This is a genomic window from Streptomyces sp. 2A115 (genome assembly GCF_052245575.1).
Classification (GTDB): domain Bacteria; phylum Actinomycetota; class Actinomycetes; order Streptomycetales; family Streptomycetaceae; genus Streptomyces.
Genome location: NZ_JBQQCG010000046.1, coordinates 15,022 through 34,121 on the forward strand (window position 1 = coordinate 15,022; position 19,100 = coordinate 34,121).

The 19,100-nt window shown below is 70.5% G+C and carries 7 protein-coding genes; all 7 read left to right on the plus strand.

Annotated elements, in window-relative coordinates; translation table 11 throughout:
- The first annotated feature begins 51 nt into the window (after positions 1–51).
- The 7 genes from ACTWQR_RS32765 (at position 52) to ACTWQR_RS32795 (ending at position 18,943) form a co-directional block, all read left to right on the plus strand.
- Positions 52–1,110: a FecCD family ABC transporter permease gene (locus tag ACTWQR_RS32765; RefSeq protein ID WP_443230834.1), complete on the plus strand. Its 1,059-nt coding sequence runs from the start codon at positions 52–54 to the stop codon at positions 1,108–1,110.
- Positions 1,107–2,189 (plus strand): FecCD family ABC transporter permease, encoded by a 1,083-nt coding sequence (locus tag ACTWQR_RS32770; protein WP_443230835.1) that lies wholly within the window; start codon positions 1,107–1,109, stop codon positions 2,187–2,189. The genes ACTWQR_RS32765 and ACTWQR_RS32770 overlap by 4 nt, the downstream gene beginning before the upstream one ends.
- 41 nt (positions 2,190–2,230) lie before the next feature.
- Complete coding sequence (locus ACTWQR_RS32775) at positions 2,231–3,094, plus strand: ABC transporter ATP-binding protein (RefSeq protein ID WP_443230836.1); 864 nt, start codon at positions 2,231–2,233, stop codon at positions 3,092–3,094.
- Positions 3,095–3,181: 87 nt separating this feature from the next.
- Positions 3,182–4,243 (plus strand): iron-siderophore ABC transporter substrate-binding protein, encoded by a 1,062-nt coding sequence (locus ACTWQR_RS32780; protein WP_443230837.1) that lies wholly within the window; start codon positions 3,182–3,184, stop codon positions 4,241–4,243.
- Between the two features lie 46 nt (positions 4,244–4,289).
- A complete protein-coding gene (locus ACTWQR_RS32785) occupies positions 4,290–6,077 on the plus strand; it encodes an ABC transporter ATP-binding protein (protein ID WP_443230838.1) in 1,788 nt (595 codons plus the stop codon).
- Between the two features lie 58 nt (positions 6,078–6,135).
- Positions 6,136–17,253, plus strand: coding sequence for an amino acid adenylation domain-containing protein (locus ACTWQR_RS32790; protein WP_443230839.1), 11,118 nt, complete (start codon positions 6,136–6,138; stop codon positions 17,251–17,253).
- Complete coding sequence (locus tag ACTWQR_RS32795) at positions 17,240–18,943, plus strand: ABC transporter ATP-binding protein (protein ID WP_443230840.1); 1,704 nt, start codon at positions 17,240–17,242, stop codon at positions 18,941–18,943. The genes ACTWQR_RS32790 and ACTWQR_RS32795 overlap by 14 nt, the downstream gene beginning before the upstream one ends.
- Positions 18,944–19,100 lie beyond the last annotated feature (157 nt).

Consider the following 19,100-nt stretch of genomic DNA (forward strand, 5'->3'; position numbering starts at 1 on the left):
CGCGGCAGCACTGTGCAAGCCCGTGAAATCAAAGGGATAACGTACATCGACATGAGCACGACTGCGGTTGAGCGCCCCGCACCCGGCGGCACAACAGCGGCCCGTCGGCGGCGGGTTGTGGGTCTGGGCACGCTTGTGGTGGTCCTCGTGGCCGCGAGTGCGGTGTCGTTGGCTGTCGGTGCGCGCGCGTTGAGTCCGACCGAGGTGTGGCACGGGTTGTTCGCGGCGCCGGACCCCGACCAGCGGCTCACCGAGATCAGGCTCATCGTGCAGACCGTGCGGGTGCCGCGGACGGTGCTCGCGATCGTGGCGGGCATCGCCCTCGCGGTCGCCGGGGCATTGATCCAGGGGTACACGCGCAACCCGATCGCTGACACGGGCCTGCTGGGGGTGAACACCGGCGCCTCGTTCGCCGTCGTGTCGGTGGTCGCCGTGTTCGGGTTCTCCAGCCCGTTCCAGTACGTCTGGTTCGCCTTCCTGGGGGCGGCGGTCGCCGGTGTCGTCGTGTTCGGTATCGCGAGCATCGGCAGGGGGGCCGGCAACCCCCTGACGCTCGCACTGGCCGGGCAGGGGATCACGGTGTTCCTCATGGCGATGACCACGGCGGTCGCCCTGTCGAACAAGGCGTCGCTGAACGCGCTGCGGTTCTGGAACGCGGGCTCCGTGGCCGGTGTCGGATTCGACGTCATCTGGCCGGTGACCGTGTTCATCGCGGTCGGGCTGGTGCTGGCACTGTCCACGCTGCCCACCATCAACCTGCTCAACCTGGGCGACGACGTGGCTCGCGGCCTCGGGGTGAACATCGCGCTGAGCCGGACCGTCGGCATCGCCGCCATCACCCTGCTGGCGGGTGCGGCGACGGCGGCGTGCGGCCCCATCGCGTTTCTCGGGCTCATGGTGGCCCACGTGGCCCGGTATCTGACCGGTCCCGACTACCGCTGGCTGGTGCCGTACGCGGGCCTGCTCGGCGCCATCGTCCTGCTGGTCTGCGACATCGTGGGCCGTTTGGTCGTGCGGCCGGGCGAGCTGGAGACGGGTGTCGTCGTCGCGCTCCTCGGTGCTCCGTTCTTCGCGGTTCTGGTGTGGCGCGGAAAGTTCAAGAACGCATGAACGGGACAGACGTGAAGCCGGACGGGACAGACGTGAAGCCATCGATGGCGCCGGGCGTGCGGCTCGGCCAGGTGTCTTTCGTATGGCGGCCCTGGGTCGTACTGGTCACGCTGCTGCTGGCAGCGGCGACCTTCCTGGTGTTCTGCGTGTCCATCGGCGTCGGGGACTTCCCTATCGGCTTGTCCCGGGTGATCGCCACGATCTTCGGCGGGGGTGAGCGGGTCGATGAGTTCGTGATCATGGACCTGCGGATGCCGCGTGCCCTGGCCGGGCTCATCGTGGGGATCGCACTGGGGGTGTCCGGGGCGATCACGCAGTCCATCGCGCGCAATCCATTGGCCAGCCCGGACATTCTGGGGATCACCGGGGGTGCCAGCGCGGTCTCGGTGTTCCTGGTGACCGTGTCGGGCGGAACCTCCGCGGCGATCGTCAACTCCGTGGGCCTGTCCGGGGCGGCGCTCGCGGGCGGTCTCGGCACGGGGCTGCTGGTGTACTTCCTGGCGTGGCGGCGCGGGATCGACGGCTTCCGGCTCATCCTCATCGGCATATCGGTGAGCGCCGTGATGGAGGCGATCACCACCTGGCTGCTGGTCACGGCCGACATCAGGGACGTGGCCCGGGCCCAGGCATGGTTGGTCGGCTCGCTCGACAACCGGTCGTGGGACGAGGTCTGGGTGGCGTTCTGGGGCTCGCTCGCCCTCCTGGTCGTCGTCTCGGGTGTCGCGTTCCAGTTCAAGCCGATGCACTTCGGTGACGAGGTCGCCGCGGGCCTGGGCGTCCGGTACTCGACGGTGCGGGCCGTTCTGCTGCTGTGCGCGGTGCTGCTGGCCGCGGTGGCGGTGAGCGCGGCGGGCCCGGTCCCGTTCGTCGCGCTGGTGGCGCCGCAGGTGGCGATGCGTCTGGCGAGGTACCCGACGCCGCCGATGGTCGCCTCCGGCCTGGTGGGAGCGCTGCTGCTGATCGGCTCGGACCTGGTGGCCCGTACAGCTCTGCCGATCACTCTGCCGGTCGGCGTGGTCACCGCCGCGATCGGTGGACCCTTCCTCGTCTACCTGTTGGTACGGGCGAACCTCAGGTAGCTGGTACAAAAGGTTAGGCAAACCTAAGCGGAGGGGGCCTCGTGGTCGCTCAGTCCATCACCGAGATCGAGTCCGGGGTCAAGGGCGCCTCACGACTGGCAGCCAGGGGCGTCACGGTCGGGTACGGCGACCGGATCGTCATCGACGATCTCGACGTGGCGATACCGCCAGGGGTGATCACCACGGTCATCGGCCCCAACGGCTGCGGGAAGTCGACCCTGTTGCGGACCCTGTCGCGGCTGCTCAAGCCGACCAGGGGGACGGTCGTGCTGGACGGCGACGACATCGTCAAGCTCAAGACCAGGGACGTGGCGAAGAAGCTCGGCCTGCTGCCGCAGGCACCGGTCGCGCCGGAGGGGCTGACGGTGTCCGACCTGGTCGCCAGAGGCCGCCATCCGCACCAGAGCTGGTTGCGGCAGTGGTCGTCGGGCGACGCCGCAGTCGTGGAGCGCGCGCTGGCCATGACCGAGGTGTCCGACCTCGCCGACCGTCCCGTCGACTCGTTGTCCGGCGGACAACGTCAGCGCGTCTGGATCTCGATGACCCTGGCTCAGGGAACCGACCTGCTGCTCCTCGACGAGCCGACCACCTACCTGGACCTGGCGCACGCGATCGACGTGCTCGACCTGGTGGACGACCTGCACGAGTCGGGGTGCACCGTGGTCATGGTGCTGCACGACCTCAACCTGGCCACGCGCTACAGCGACAACCTCATCGTGATGAGGGAGGGGTCGATCCTGGCGCAGGGGCACCCGAGTGACGTGATCACCGCCGAGCTGCTGCACGAGGCGTTCGGACTGCGCGCCATGGTGATCGACGACCCGGTGGGGGACCGGCCGCTCATCGTGCCGATCGGCCGCACCCAGGTCCAACTCGACCAGATCCCGATAAAGTTGCCGAAGTAAGGCTAGGCTAACCTCACTTCCGCGGGTTAAGGTTTGCCTGCCCTTACACAGGGGTGTAGCGGATGGCGCGAAAGCAAGGGATCTCGGATGCTCCTCCATAGAACGACGCTTATGAAGCCCTGGCGGCGCGTGGCGGCGGTTTTTTCCGTCACGACCCTCGGCGTCGGCCTCCTCGCGGGATGCGGTTCCGACGACTCGGCGGACACGGACAAGTCGAGCGACAAGACCCCCGCTGCCGCCACCGGCGCATTCCCGGTCACCGTGGAGCACGCGTTCGGATCCACGAAGGTCGACGAAGCTCCCAAGCGGGTGGTCACCGTCGGCTACACGGACGACCAGAGTGTCCTGGCGTTCGGCATCAAGCCGGTCGGCATGGTCGACCAGTACCCGAACCCGGCGGGCCAGAGCCCCGACATCAACACCCAGTGGCCCTGGGTGAAGGACAAGTGGGGCGACACCAAGCCCGAGGTCATCATGAAGAACGGTGACGCCGGCCCCAACTACGAGAAGATCGCGGCCCTGCGGCCGGACCTGATCATCGCGGTCTACTCCGAGGTCGACAAGGCCGCCTACGACAAGCTCTCCCAGATCGCCCCGACGGTGGGCCGTACCAAGGCCGAGAAGGAGCCGTTCAGCGCTCCGTGGCAGGACAACACCCTCCAGATCGCCAAGGCGGTCGGCAAGGCCGACGAGGGCGAGAAGATGGTGGCGGACATCCAGGCCCAGCTGGACACCGCCAAGAAGGAGCACCCGGAGTTCGCGGACCAGAAGGCCGTCGCGCTCTCCTGGTACAAGGACGCGATCAACCCGTTCACCTCCACCGACGTGCGCGGACAGCTGCTGACGGGCCTCGGCTTCCAGTACCAGACCGAGATCGACAAGATCGCGGACGGCAGCTTCTCCACCGCGCTGTCCCCCGAGCGCACCGACCTCGTCGACGTCGACCGCGTCTTCGTCATCAACGACAAGGCCGACACGGAAGCCCTGAAGAAGTTCAAGCTGTTCACCAACCTGGACGCCGTGAAGGGCGGAAAGGTGGAGTACCTGCTGGACAGCGAGGGCCCGGCGATCGGCGCGGCCATCTCCCAGGGCACCCTGCTGTCCATGCCGTACGCGATCGACGAGCTCGTCAAGTCGGCGGCCGGCTAAAGATGTCGATCAACACTTCCTGTCCCCGGCCTGCCCAGGTCTCGGTGTGAGCACGACCGACACGCGCGTCGCCCCGGCGAACCTGCGTACGGCGACCGGACGCGAGGCCACCCGATGGGTCGCGGCGCACTGCCGCGAGGTGCCCTGGCTGACGGTCGCCACCGTGCTCACCACAGTGGCCGGGGCGGCGCTCCAGGTGCTCCCGGTGCTCCTGCTCGGCCGGGTGGTCGACGGGGTGGTGGAGGGCGAATCGCGCTCGATCCTGGTCACAGTCGGTGTGTTGATGGTGGCCGCCGCGCTGCTCGGCGCGGCGGCCACCGCCGTGTCGACCTACCTGATCGGGCGGCTGGGCGCGGATCTGCTCGCGCGGCTGCGTGAAGGCGCCGTCCGGGCGGTGCTCGGGATGCCGAGCGAACGGATCGAGCAGGTCGGCCGGGGAGACGTGTTGTCCCGGGTCGGCGACGACGTGGCCGTGCTGTCCAACGGCATCCGCACGGCCGTCCCCACGGTGTTCTCGGCGGGGGTGCTGGTCGCCATCGCCACGGCCGGCATGTTCGGCCTCGACTGGCGGCTCGGCCTGGCGGGCGCCGGCGCGCTGCCCGCGTACGCACTTGCCCTGCGCTGGTATCTCCCCCGGTCCGCCCCGCTCTACCGGAAACAGCGGGTGGCCCAGGCCGACCGCGCGCAGGCGTTGATCAGCGGTCTGAACGGGATCGACACGGTCCGGGCGTACCGCCTCGAGGGCGCCTTCCGCGAGAAGGTCACCAGCGAGTCGTGGCGGGTGCGCGATCTCGGCATCGAGGTGTTCCGGTTCTTCGGCCGGTTCGTCGGCAGGGAGAACCGCGCCGAGTTCATCGGGCTCGTCCTGATCATCGTTGTCGGATACGCCCTGTTGGAGGCCGATGCCGCCAGCCTGGGCGAGGTGTCGGCGGCCCCGCTGATGTTCCACCGGCTGTTCACCCCGCTGGGCCTCATCATGTTCACCTTCGACGAGGCGCAGAAGTCGGGCGCGAGCCTGACCCGGCTGGTCGGGGTGCTGGGGGAGGAGGCGGAGGACCGGCTGGTGGGCGACGAGGCTGTCGTGTCGGCGGACGCCGCGCCGTACTCGGTGACGGTGGAGGGGCTGACGTTCAGCTATCCCGACACCGAGGAGCCGGTCCTGCGGGATGTCCACCTGACGATCCCGGCCGGCGGTTCGCTCGCGCTGGTGGGGGCGACGGGTGCGGGCAAGACGACCCTGGCCGCGCTGATCGCGGGCATCGGGACCCCGCAGGCCGGGTCGGTGCGCGTCGGGTCGACCGACCTCGCCGGCGTGGACGAGGCCGGGGCGCGGGCCTTGGTGAGCATCCTGACGCAGGAGACGCACGTGTTCTCCGGCGCGCTCGCCGACGACCTGCGGCTGGCCGCGCCGGAAGCGACCGAGGCCGAGTTGATGGACGCGTTGCGCACGGTCGGCGCCGACGGGTGGGTGGACGCGCTGCCCGACGGGCTGAACACCATGGTCGGCGAGGGCGGCGAGCGCCTGGATGTCACCAAGGTCGCCCAGATCGCCCTGGCCCGGCTGGTGTTGAGCCGGTCGCCGGTGGTGGTGCTCGACGAGTCGACCGCGGAGGCGGGCAGTGAGGGCGCCGCCGCGCTGGAGCGGGCAGTGGTGGCCGCGTGCTCGGGCCGGACCACGTTGTTCGTGGCGCACCGGCTGACCCAGGCGATGGCGGCGGACCGGATCGCCGTGCTGGACGCGGGCCGCGTCGTGGAGCAGGGAACTCACGAGGAGTTGGTGGCTCTCGGCGGCCGGTACGCACGGTTGTGGCGGGCCTGGCGAGAGGGCAGTTAGGCAACCCTAATTTAGGTTAGGCTAACTTTAATACCTTTGAAGGGGCGTTGAGTCTTCGATGATGGAACCGAGCGCTCGTCTCGTACTGCTTTCTCCCGCGCGCCTGGCCGACGTACGCCGGCGGACCGGTGACTTCTCCGACAGGACCATCGCCGAAGCGTGCGCCATCGGGCTGGCGTACTGGGCGACGGGCCGCAGTCCCGACGGCATCGATCTCGCCCCCGGCACTCTGTTCGCCGACGTCCTCGCGTGGGTCGACAACGGCGGGGACGGGCCCGGCGGTTGGGAGGTCGGCGCGGATGGCGTGGCCGGCACGGACGGCTGGAGCATCGCTGTCCCGCACGGCGTGGTGCCGGCCGACGCGCAGCTCGCGCTGGACGACCTGGCCGACTTCCCGGACCGGCCCATCGGCACCATCAGCCCGTCCAGCGTGGCGGCGAGGCTCGAGGCCCTGGCCGAGTGGAACGACACCCAGGCCGACCGGGTCCGCCCGACCGTCGTGGAGATGTTCCGCGAGCAGGCCCGGACCAGGCCGGACGCCGTCGCCATCGTCGACGAGCACCGGTCGCTGACGTACCGTCAGGCCGCTGAGCTGTCAGGCCAGTTGGCCCACCATCTGATCGAACGCGGACTCACCGCCGAACAGGTCGTCGGCATCTCGCTGGGCCGCTCCGCCGACATGGTCATCGGGCTGCTCGGTGTGCTCCAGGCAGGCTGCGCGTTCGTGCCGCTCGATCCGCAGTGGCCCGCCGCGCGCCGAGCCGTCGTCATCGACGACGCCCGGGTCGTGGCGCAGCTCAACGACTCGGGCGAGCACGACCCGAGTGAACCGGAAGCCGTGGCCGTCGACCTCGGCGACTGGCGGTTCGGGTCCTACCCCGCCGAGGGCACCGGCGTCACCGTTCCCGGCCCCGCCCTGGCCTACGTGATGTTCACGTCCGGTTCGACCGGGCGGCCCAAGGGTGCGATGATCCGCCACGAAGCGATCAGCGAGCGCCTGCTGTGGCAGGTCGACGAGATCCTGCGCTTCGGCCACGACGACGCGTCGCTGTTCAAGGCGCCGTTGTCCTTCGACATCTCCATCAACGAGATCTTCCTGCCGCTGGTGTCCGGCGGCAGGCTGGTGGTCCTGCGGCCCGGCGGCGAACGCGACCCGCACCACCTGCTGAGCGTGATCGCCGAACACCGCGTCACCTTCACCTACTTGGTGTCGTCCATGCTGGACGTACTGCTGGAGATCGCGGGCGACTCCGGCCGCCTCGACAGCCTGCGGCACGTGTGGTGCGGCGGAGAGGTGCTGACCCCGGAGCTGTACGAGCGGTTCCGCACCCGGCTCGACATCCCCATGTACCACGGCTACGGCCCGGCCGAGACGACGATCGGTGTCTCGCACGTCATCTACCGGGGCGCGGCGGAACGCCTGTCGACGTCGATCGGCAAGGCCAACCCGAACACCCAGTTGTACGTGCTGGACGACGAGTTGCGCCCGGTCCCGGTCGGAGTCGGCGGCGAGCTGTACGTGGGCGGGTTCCTCCTGGGCCGCGGGTACGTCAACGCGCCCGGCCTGACGGCGTCCCGCTTCGTGGCGAACCCCTTCGCCGGGGACGGGTCCCGGCTGTACCGGACCGGTGACCTCGCGCGGTTCGCCCCGGACGGGTCGCTGGACTTCCTGGGCCGGGCCGACAACCAGATCAAGATCCGCGGTATGCGGCTGGAGATCGAGGACGTCGAGGTCGGTCTCGCCGAGCACCCCGCGGTACGGCACACCTGCGTCGTCGCGAAGAAGAACGCGGCCGGCGGCACCTACCTGGTGGGGTACGTGATCCCGGCCGCCGGGAGCGAAGACCTGCGGGCGGACGAGGTCAAGGCGTGGGCCACCGAGCACATGGTGGAGTACATGGTGCCCGCCCACCTCGTCGTGATGCAGGAGTTCCCGCTCACCGCGAACGGCAAGCTCGACCGGAACGCGCTGCCGGAGCCGGCGATCGGGACGGGCTCGCTCACACCGCCCGCCACCGAGAACGAGCGCGTGGTGTGCGCGGCGGTCGCCGCGCTGCTGCAACTGGACGAGGTCGGTGTCGACCAGGACTTCTTCCAGCTCGGCGGAGACAGCCTGCTGGCGATCTCGCTGCTGAGCGCGCTGCGCGAGGCGGGCCTCTACGTCACGGCACGGCAGATCTTCGTCAACAGCACCGTGGGGGCGCTGGCGGCGGTGGCAAGCCGTGAAGACGTCGCCACTGTGGACCACGGCGACGTCGCGACCGGTTCCGTCGTGGGATCGCCCATCGTGCGGTGGCTCGGCGAGACCACGGACGCGATCGACGGCTTCGTGCAGTCGGTGGTGCTGAACACCCCCGCGGACCTGACCTCCGACGCCCTCGACCAGATCCTCGCCGCCGTGGTCGGGCGGCACGACATGCTGCGCGCCAAGCTGGTGCGCGGCGACCGCTGGAGCTTCGACATCCAGGCGGACCAGGCAGTCGCGGGTCCGGAGGCGGAGCAGGCCGTGGCGGGGCAGGCCGTGGTGGGGTGGCAGGAGAGCGACCGGCCGCTCGACGAGTGCGTGGCGCTCGCCACCGAGGGATTGGACCCGGCGGGTGGCGTGATGCTGCGAGCCGTCTGGCGTCGCGAGGCGCGGCAGTTGCTCGTGGTCGTGCATCACGTGGTGATCGACGGCGTGTCCTGGCGGGTCCTGATGGAGGACCTGGCCACGGCGTGGCGGCAGTTCGCCTCGGGGGCGCCGATCGAGTTGCCCCCGGTGGGCACGTCGTTCCGGCGCTGGACGCAGTTGCTGGAGCGCGCGGCGCTCGACGCGGACAGCGCCTACTTCCGGCGTCCCCTGCCGGGAGCGGACGAACCGGTGGGCAGGCGCGCGCTGTCCGAAGCCGACACCGTCGCGCGAGAGCGGGTGCGGACCGTCGCGGTCGGACCCGAGGTCACCGCCGCACTGCTGGGCGAGATTCCCGCGAAGTTCCACGCGGGCGTCAACGACGTGCTGCTGACCGCGCTCGCCGTCACTCTCGCCCGCTGGCGCCGCGACCTCGGGCAGGACCAGACCTTCGCGCACATCGAACTCGAAGGCCATGGCCGCGAGGGGCAGTTCGTGGGCGGCACGGCCGGCTTCGAGCCGGAGCTGTCGCGGACCGTGGGCTGGTTCACCACCCTGTTCCCGGTGACCGTGGACCCCGGCGCGGCGGCCGATCCCACCGCCCCCGAGTACCTGGCCGCCGCACTCAAGGCGGTCAAGGAAGACCTCGCCCGGGTGCCGGACAACGGCGTTTCCTACGGTGCCCTGCGGTACCTGACCGACACCGAGTTCGACGCGCCCGCACCGCAGGTGTTGTTCAACTACCTGGGCCGCTTCGATGCGGGCGCCTCCGGGGACTGGCAACTCGCGGGCGCCACAGGGCAGTTGGGCGAGAAGCGTGACCCGAGGATGCGTCTGCCGCGCGCCCTGGAGTTCAACGCGATCGCCGAACCCGCCTCGACCGGCGGCGAGTACGAGCTGGTCACCACCATCTCCTGGCCCGACGGCATGTTCACCGACGAGGACATCGCGACGCTCGGCGAGTACTTCCGGGTGGCACTGGCCGGGCTCGCCGCGCTGGACCAGGGCGGCCACTCTCCCAGCGACTTCGGCCTGGTGCCGCTCACGCAGGCCGACGTCGACGCCCTGGACGGACCGGCGCTGCGGGACATCCTGCCGCTGACCCCGTTGCAGGAAGGCCTGTACTTCCACTCGGTCTTCGACGACGACTCGGCGGGCAGCTACGTCGAGCAGCAACTGCTCACGCTGGAGGGCGAGGTGGACGCCGACCGGCTCGCGGCGGCGGCCACCCGCCTGCTCACCCTGTACCCGAACCTGGCCGCGCGGTTCACGGCCCTCGCCGACGGCCGTGTGGTCTCCGTCCTGGAGAGCGGCGTGGAGGCGCCCTTCACCACACTGGACCGTCCCGGCATCACCGACGACGAGATACGCGACCTCGCCGAGCGCGACCGCCGCGCCGGGTTCGACCTGGCCACCGGCCCGCTGATGCGCTACACGCTCATCCGCGCGGGCTCCGGCCGGAACGTCCGGAAGGTTCTGGTGCAGACCGTGCACCACATCATCGCCGACGGCTGGTCGGTGCCGCCGATGCTCCGTGCGCTGCTGGCCGAGTACCACGCGCCGGGGACCGTGTACGCACTCGGCGGCTTCCCCGACTACGTGCGCTGGCTCGCCGAGCGTGACGACGACGAGAGTGACCGGGTGTGGCGCGAGCAACTCGCCGAGCTGCCCGGCCCGTCGCTGGTCGCCGAGGGGCACACCCCGTCCGACCGGTTCACCGACACCGCCGTGGAGCCGGAGGACGACATCGACGCGGCCGTCCGGTCGGCCGGTGTGCCGCTGAGCGTGGCCGTGCACAGCGCCTGGGCGGTGACGCTGGGCGGCCTCCTGCACGGCGGCAGTGGCGGGGACGTGGTGTTCGGTTCCACGGTGTCCGGGCGCGACGCGGATGTGCCCGGCATCGAGAACATGGTGGGTCTGTTCATCAACACGATTCCCGTACGCGCCCGTTGGGCCGGTACGACCACGGCGCGCGACCTGCTCGCCTCGGTGCGGGAACATCAGAGCGCGGTGCAGCCGCACCAGCATGTCTCGCTGGCGAGGATCGGTCGCCAGGCGGGCGCGGGCTCCCTGTTCGACACCCTGGTGGTGTTCGACGTAGCGACCGATGTGGAGGGTCTGCGGGGGCCTGATGACACGCTGGTCATCACCGACATCGTGAACGAGGGTGCGCCGCACTACCCGTTGACGCTGGTGGTGGAGCGCGCGCTCGACGGTCGTCCGCGCTTCAACCTGATCTACGACGGCGAGCTGCTGCGGGAGGCGAGCGCCCAGGAGATCCTGCGTACGTTCAGCTCGACCCTCACCGGTCTGTTGACCCGGCCGGACGCCCTCGTCGGCGACCTGGCGTCCGAAGGCACCGGCGGTGCCCGGCGTCCCGCGCTTCGTGGCAGTCTGGGGGGTCGCCCCCCAGGAATACGCAGTACCCCGACGACCTTGGGCGGACTGTTCGACGCCGCCGCGAACCGCGACCCGGCCGCCACCGCCGTCACCCAGTGCGCTCTCGACGGCGACACCAGGTCACTGACCTACGGCGAACTGGCGGACGCGAAGAACGAGTTGGCCTCGGCGCTGCGCGCGGCCGGTGTCGGGCCGGGCAAACGGGTCGCCGTCGCCGTTCCGCGTTCCCTTGAGCAGGTGGTCGCCCTGGTCGCGATCGTCGGCGCGGGCGGCGCGTACGTACCGCTGGACATGGCGTACCCGGACGAACGGCTGGAGTACATCCTCGCCGACGCCGTTCCGCAGGTCGTCCTCGTGGACCGTGAGCAACGGGACCGTTTCACGGAACTGCTGGCCCGGGCGGGCGTGTCGGCCCGCGTGCTCGTGCAGGGGGACGAGCTGCCGTCCGCCGCCAACGCCCCCGTCCCCGACGTGAGTTGGCACGATCCCGCATACGTGATCTACACGTCCGGATCGACCGGCCGGCCCAAGGGTGTCGTCGTCCCGCACTCCAGTGTGGTGGCGCTGCTCGCGAACACGCAGCCCGACATGGACTTCGGCCCGCGGGACGTGTGGGTCCAGTTCCACTCCTTCTCCTTCGACTTCGCGGTCTGGGAGCTGTGGGGCGCGCTGGCGCACGGCGGTGAGCTGCTGGTTCCGGAGTACGGGCTGACCCGCTCCCCGGTCGACTTCCACCGGCTGGTCCGCGAACGCGGAGTGACCGTGCTCAACCAGACCCCGTCGGCGTTCTACCAGTTCATCGAGGCCGACCGGCATGCCGGCGAGCCGGCCACCGCACTGCGCCGGATCATCTTCGGCGGTGAGGCGCTGGATCTCGGGCGGCTGCGGGGCTGGGTCGAGCGGTACGGCACCGGTTCGCCCGAGCTGGTCAACATGTACGGCATCACCGAGACCACCGTCCATGTCACCCACCGGGTGCTGACCGAAGAGGACTTCGGCCTCGGCGATGACGTCAGCCCGATCGGCGGCCCGATCCCCGGGCTGGTCACCTACCTGCTCGACGACCGGCTCCGGCCGGTGCCACCGGGCCGGGTGGGCGCCATCTACGTCGCCGGCGACCAGGTGTCGCTCGGCTACCTGGGCAGGCCGGGGCTCACCGCGGGCCGGTTCGTGGCGAACCCGTTCGCGGGCGACGGCTCCCGCATGTACCACACGGGCGACCTCGCCCGCCGTACGCTCGACGGCGAGCTGGAGTTCGCTGGGCGTGCCGACGACCAGGTCCAACTCAAGGGTTTCCGGATCGAGTTGGGCGAGGTGGAGTCCGCGATCAGGGAACTCGACGGCGTGGTCGACGTGGCCGTCACCGTGGCGGACAGCGGCGACCACCTGGTCGCGCACGTGGTGGGGAGGGTGCCCGGTGATTTCACGGAGCTGCTCTCCGCGAAGTTGCCCGTGCACATGGTGCCCGGGCGGGTGTTGCCGGTCGACGCTCTGCCGCTGACGGTCAACGGCAAGCTGGACCGGAAGGCACTTGCCGAGCGGGCGGCTACGCCCGACAGGGGCGCGGGGAACGGCGCGACCAGCCACGACGCACTCGCAGACGAAGATGCCCCTACGGTCGCACTTCCTGCGCTGGTCGACATCTTCACCCAAACCCTGCCGGGCGCAGCCGTGGACGCCGACACCGACTTCTTCATGGCCGGAGGCGACAGTATCGTCGCCATCACCGTGATCAACCGGGCCAGGGCGCTCGGCCTCCAGATCGCACCACGGGACGTGTTCCTGTTCAGGACCCCGCGCGCGCTCGCAGAGCATCTGGCGACGAGCACCCCGCAGGCCGCGCCCTCGGCGCCCGCCCGCCGCGAGGACGGCCCGCTGACGCCGACGCCGATCATCCTGCGCCAGCGGGAACTGGGCGGCTCCCTCGCCCGGTTCGCCCAGGCCAGGACGCTGGTGGCCCCCGACGGCACCGGGTTCGCCGACGTCGAGCGCGCCGCGAACGCCGTCGTGGCCGCGCACCCGGCACTCCGGCTGCGGCTGCGCGTCGAGCACGGGGTGTGGGCACTGCGTACCGAACCCGCCCGAGAGGTCACCGTCGTACGGACGGACGCGACCGGCGCCACCAGCGCGACCGACGCGACGACCGCGGCGAACGAAGCCGCCGGACGGCTCGATCCCGAGTCAGGGGACGTCATCGCGTTCTCATGGCTGGAGGCGAGCCGGACCCTGGTGGTCACCGTGCACCACCTCGCCGTCGACTCGGTGTCCTGGCTGGTCCTGCTGGACGACCTGGTCACCGCCATGCGCGAAGAGGCCCTGGCACCGCCCACCACGTCCTACGCCGAATACGCCGAAGCACTCACGCTCCAGTCCGCCGAGCTGATCGACGACCTCGGCCACTGGGTCACCACGCTCCAGGCGCCCGCGCTGCTGCCCGCGGTCGAAGGGCGGCCCGCGGTCGACGGGTCGCACGAGACGACCGTCGTACTCGCCCCCGAAGCGAGCGACCGCGTCACGCGTACCGCGCCCACCGCACTCGGCGTCGGTCTCACCGAATTGCTGTGCGGCGCGCTGCGCACCGCGCTGACCCACATCCAGCCGTCGCCCACCGATCTCGCGATCGAGTTGGAGCGGCACGGCCGGGTCCCGGCCCTCGAACACCACGACTACACCCGCACGGTCGGCTGGTTCACCTCCATCGCGCCCGTGCGGCTCACGGCGCACACCGACCCCGTCGCGGCGGCCCGCGAGGTCATTGAACGCCAGCCCGACGAGCGCGGCCATGTCGCCTACGGCCGGCTCAGGTACCTCAACCCGCAGACGGCCCCGCTGCTGACCGCCCGCCCGCAGGTGCTGTTCAACTACCTCGGCCGGGGCAGCGAGTCCCAGGCGCTGCACGTCACCGGCGGCGATCAGGGCAGCCCGTACGCCGTCGAGGTCAACGCGTGGATCGACGCGGCCACCGGAAGCCTGCACGCGGCCTTCACCCTGGCCGAGGGCATCCCCGACGAGATCACCGAGCACTGGCTGAGCGCGCTGGAGAGCATCGCGGACGCCTCCGCGACGGCCGAGCGCACGGCACCGGTCACCCCGCTCCAGCGGGGCCTGTTCTTCCAGGCCCAGATGGCGGGCACGGCCGGACACTATGTCGCGCAGAGCTGGTTCACCTTCGACCGGCGGCTGGACACCGACGCGCTGGCCGAGGCGATGGCGTACGTGATCGCGCGGCACCCGGTGGTGGGCGCCGGCTTCACCACCGACGACGACGGAAACCCGGTCCAGGTCCTCAGTGCGGGTCGGCAAGTCACTGTCCGTACAGTCGAGTTGGCGACGGAGGCGGAGGTCGACGACCTGCGCGCCCGGGACCGCGACACAGGCTTCGACCCGGGTGATCCGCCGCTCATCCGGCTGACCGTGGTGCGTCTGCCGGACGACCGCGACGGCCTGCTGCTGAGCTATCACCTGCTGCTGTGGGACGGCTGGTCCCGCGAGATCGTGCTGCGGGACCTGTTCGACGCCTATCAGGCCGTCATCGCGGGCGAGCCACCGCACGCGGCCCCGGCCACGCCAAGCTTCGAGGACTACGCCCGGGCGCTCGACGCCAAGGACTCCGCCGTATCGGAACGCTTCTGGGCGGAGCACCTGGCAGGCCTCCCCGGCCCGACGCTGCTCGCCGGACCGGCGCCGGCCCTTTCGGACGATCTGCCGAGCGCGCTCGTGCACACCATGTCCGCCGAACAGTCGGACCTGCTGCGGGAAGCGGCCAAGGTGCACGGCGTCACGCTGAACTCGGTGCTGACAGGCGCGTTCGGCCTCCTGCTCGGCGCACACACGGGCCGCGGTGACGCCGTGTTCGGCGTGACGGTCTCCGGCCGGGAGGGTGAGGGCCTGGGCGACGTCGTCGGCGTGCTCCTCAACACCGTGCCCATGTGGACGCGGGCACGGCCGGAGGACACGGTCCGCGAGTACCTGTCGTCCGTTCAGGCGGCCAGGGTCGAGGCGATGGAGCACGAGCACCTCGGCCTCGGCGAGATCCAGCGGGCCAGCGGGCACGACGCCCTCTTCGACAACCTGTTCGTGCTCCAGAACTTCCTGGACATGGACGCGTTCGCTGAGATGAACGCCCGGCACGGCATCACATCGGTCAAGGCGGACGACTCCACGCACTACCCGTTCACCTGGGTCGTCACGCCCGGCGAACGGCTCACGGTCAAGCTGGAGCACCGCGACGACGACACCGAGAACGCCCGTCGTCTCCTCGACGACTACCTGCGCGTGCTCGAAGACCTCGCCCGGTCGACCGGGCCGGTCGGTGCCCTGCGGGGCCTGGCGCCGGAGCCCGTGCCCGCCGAACGCACGGACGTCGGCACGGACACCGTGGTCGACCGGTTCGACCAGGCGGCGGACCGTGCCCCGGAGCGGGTGGCGCTCGTCGCCGACGGCTCGGCCATGACCTTCGCCCAACTCCGCGACCGCAGCCGCGCGGTGGCGGGTGTGCTCGCCGGGCGCGGCATCGGCCCGGAGACGACCGTGGGTCTCGCGATCCCGCGCTCCCTCGACTCGATCGTGGCGCTGTTCGCCGTGCTGCGCGTCGGTGCCGCGTACGTGCCGCTGGAGCTGGACCACCCGGACGAGCGGATCGCCGCGATCGTCGCGGACGCCCGCCCGGAGGTCATCCTCACCGTGAACGCCGTGTCGCCCCGGCTGACCGGCGGCCTGACCGACCTGATCGAGCTGGACCGTCCGCTGCCGGACGCCGAGCCGTTCGTGACGTTCGCGCCGGACGACCCGAACCGCCTGCGGCACCCCGCCTACACGATCTACACCTCCGGGTCGACCGGGAAGCCCAAGGGCGTGGTGACCGAGTACGCCGGGCTCACCAACATGCTGATCAACCATCAGCGCCGCATCTTCGAGCCGGTGTTGGCGGAGCACGAGCACCGGGTCTTCCGGATCGCGCACACCGTGTCGTTCGCCTTCGACATGTCGTGGGAGGAGCTGCTGTGGCTCGCCGACGGTCACGAGGTGCACATCTGCGACGAGGAACTGCGGCGTGACGCGCCCCGGTTGGTCGAGTACTGCCTCGAGCACGGTATCGACGTCATCAACGTGACCCCGACCTACGCGCAACAACTGGTCGCCGAGGGGCTGTTGGACAACCCGGCACGACGCCCCGCACTGGTGCTCCTTGGCGGGGAGGCCGTCACCCCGACGCTGTGGCAGCGGCTCGCCGAGACCGAGGGCACGGTCGGCTACAACCTGTACGGACCCACCGAGTACACCATCAACACCCTCGGCGTCGGCACCTTCGAATGCCAGGACCCGGTGGTGGGCGTGGCCATCGACAACACCGAGGTGTACGTACTGGACCCGTGGCTGCGACCGCTTCCGGACGGAGTTCCCGGTGAGTTGTACGTGTCGGGCATCGGCATCGCGCGCGGCTATCTCGGGCAGCCCGCCCAGACCGCGCACCGCTTCGTCGCGTGCCCGTTCGGCGAACCCGGCGAGCGCATGTACCGCACCGGGGACCTGGTGGACCGGCGGCCCGACGGGAACCTGACGTACCTGGGCCGCACCGACCAGCAGGTCAAGATCCGGGGGCACCGGGTCGAACTCGGCGAGGTCGAGGCCGTGTTCGCGGCGCACTCGGCGGTGCGGTTCGTCGCCGCGGTCGCCCAGCCCGACCCGCAGGTCGACGGAGCGTACCGGCTGGCCGCGTACCTCGTGCTCGACGGTTCCGACCTGGCGGCGGTCGCCGCCGAAGTGGGAGCCGGGCTGCCGGACTTCCTGCGCCCGACGCACTACGCCCAGGTCGACAGCATCCCGCTGACGGTGAACGGGAAGGCTGACACGAAGGCGTTGCCGGAGCCCAAGCCGCTGGGCGCGTTGACCACGGCGGTCGAGCGCGGCCCGGACACCGAGACCGAGACCACGGTGTGCGAGTTCTTCGCCGAGGCACTGGACCTGGACGACGACGAGGTGAGCGCGGTGAGCGACTTCGTGTCCCTCGGAGGGCACTCCATGCTGGCGGTGCGGCTGATCGGGCTGCTCCGCCGGGAGTACGGTCCTGTGATCACCATCCGTGATCTGTTCACCCTGCGAACCCCGGAAGCGATTGCCCGCCACCTCGATGACCACCTTGATGACCACGTCGATGACAACTCCTGACCTGCAGCGGCCCCGTCCGGGGTCCGACATCCTCCGGACCGCACTGCGTCGCAACGTCGGCGCCATGGTCTGGGGCACTGTCCTCATGGGCCTGTACCAGGCGGGTGAGACGGCCTTCCCCATCGCACTCGGCCTGATCGTCGAACACACGATGAAGGGGGACCGGAACCTCGGATCGCTCGGCCTGGCGATCGCCGCGTTGGCCGTGATCATCACGACCGTGTCGCTGTCGTGGCGGTTCGGGATGCGCGTCCTGCAGAAGGCCAACACGACCGAGGCGCACCGCTGGCGGGTGCGGGTCGCGGGTCGCGGACTCCAGCCGGTGGCCAGGGACGTCGACCTCAAGTCCGGCGAGGTGCTGACCATCGCCACCGAGGACGCCGACCAGACCGCCGACATCATCGAGGTGGTGCCGCTGCTGATCAGCTCCCTGGTCGCCGTGGTGATCGCGGCGGTCGCGCTGGGCCTGGCCGACATCCGGCTCGGCCTGCTGGTGATGGTGGGAACCGTCGCGATCCTGTCGATCCTGAGCGTGATGTCCAAGCGGATCGGCTCCAGTACCCGGGAACAGCAGGCCCGGGTGGCGCGGGCGGGCGCGAAGGTCGCCGACCTCATCATCGGCCTGCGCCCGCTGCACGGCTTCGGCGGCAACCACGCGGCGTTCCGGTCCTACCGGAAGGTCAGCACGGAGGCGAAGCACCAGGCGATCACCGTCGCCAGGGTGAACGGCGTGTACGCGGGCACCGCGCTCGCCCTCAACGCGGTCCTCGCCGCCGCCGTGACCCTGACGGCGGGCTGGCTGGCGTTCGGCGGCCAGATCACCATCGGGGAACTCGTCATGGCCGTGGGTCTCGCGCAGTTCATCATGGAACCGCTCAAACTGTTCTCGGAGATGCCCAAGTACGTGATGATCGCGCGCGCGTCGGCCGAGCGGATGGCGCTGGTGCTGACCGCGCCGCCGGTGACGACCCCGGGGCCGGAGCGCCCGGCCGCGGGCGGAGACCTCGAGATCGACTGCGTCCGATACGGAACCCTGCGCAAGCTGAAGTTCCAGGTGCCCGCCGGCGAGTTCGTGGCGATCGCCGTCTACCAGCCGCGGGCGGCGGCCGACCTCGCGTCGATCCTGGCGGTGAACGTCCCGCCCGACGCGTACGAGGGAGTGGTACGGGTCAGCGGGCAGGAACTCGCGGACCTGTCGATCGAGGCGGTCCGCGAGCACATACTGGTGAACCCGTACGACGGGGAGATCTTCGCGGGCACCCTCCGCACGAACATCGACCCGTCGGGCACCAGCCGGATGATCCCCGAGGCCGTCGAGGCGTCCATGCTGACCGACGTCGTCGCCCTCCACCGCGAAGGGCTCGACTACGCCGTCCGCGACCGCGGCGCGAACCTTTCCGGGGGGCAGCGCCAACGGCTGTCCCTGGCCCGTGCCCTCGCCGCCGACACCGACGTCCTTGTCCTGCACAACCCGACAACAGCCGTCGACGCGGTCACCGAACAGCTCATCGCGCGCAACGTCGCCGAACTGCGGCGCGGCCGCACCACCATCGTGATCACCAGCAGCCCGGCCCTCCTGGACGCCGCCGACCGTGTCCTCGTCCTGGACGAGGGCGTGATCACAGCCGAGGACACCCACCGAAACCTCCTCGCCACGGACGAGGACTACTGCTTGGCGGTGGCGCGGTAACGCGCCCCGTCAGGGGCGCGGGGCGCGGGGAACTGCGCAATCTTTGAGGGGCGCGGGGAACTGCGCAATCTTTGAGGGGCGCGGGGAACTGCGCAATCTTTGAGGGGCGCGGGGAACTGCGCGACCAGCCCCCACCGGACCCGCAGACAATCACCGT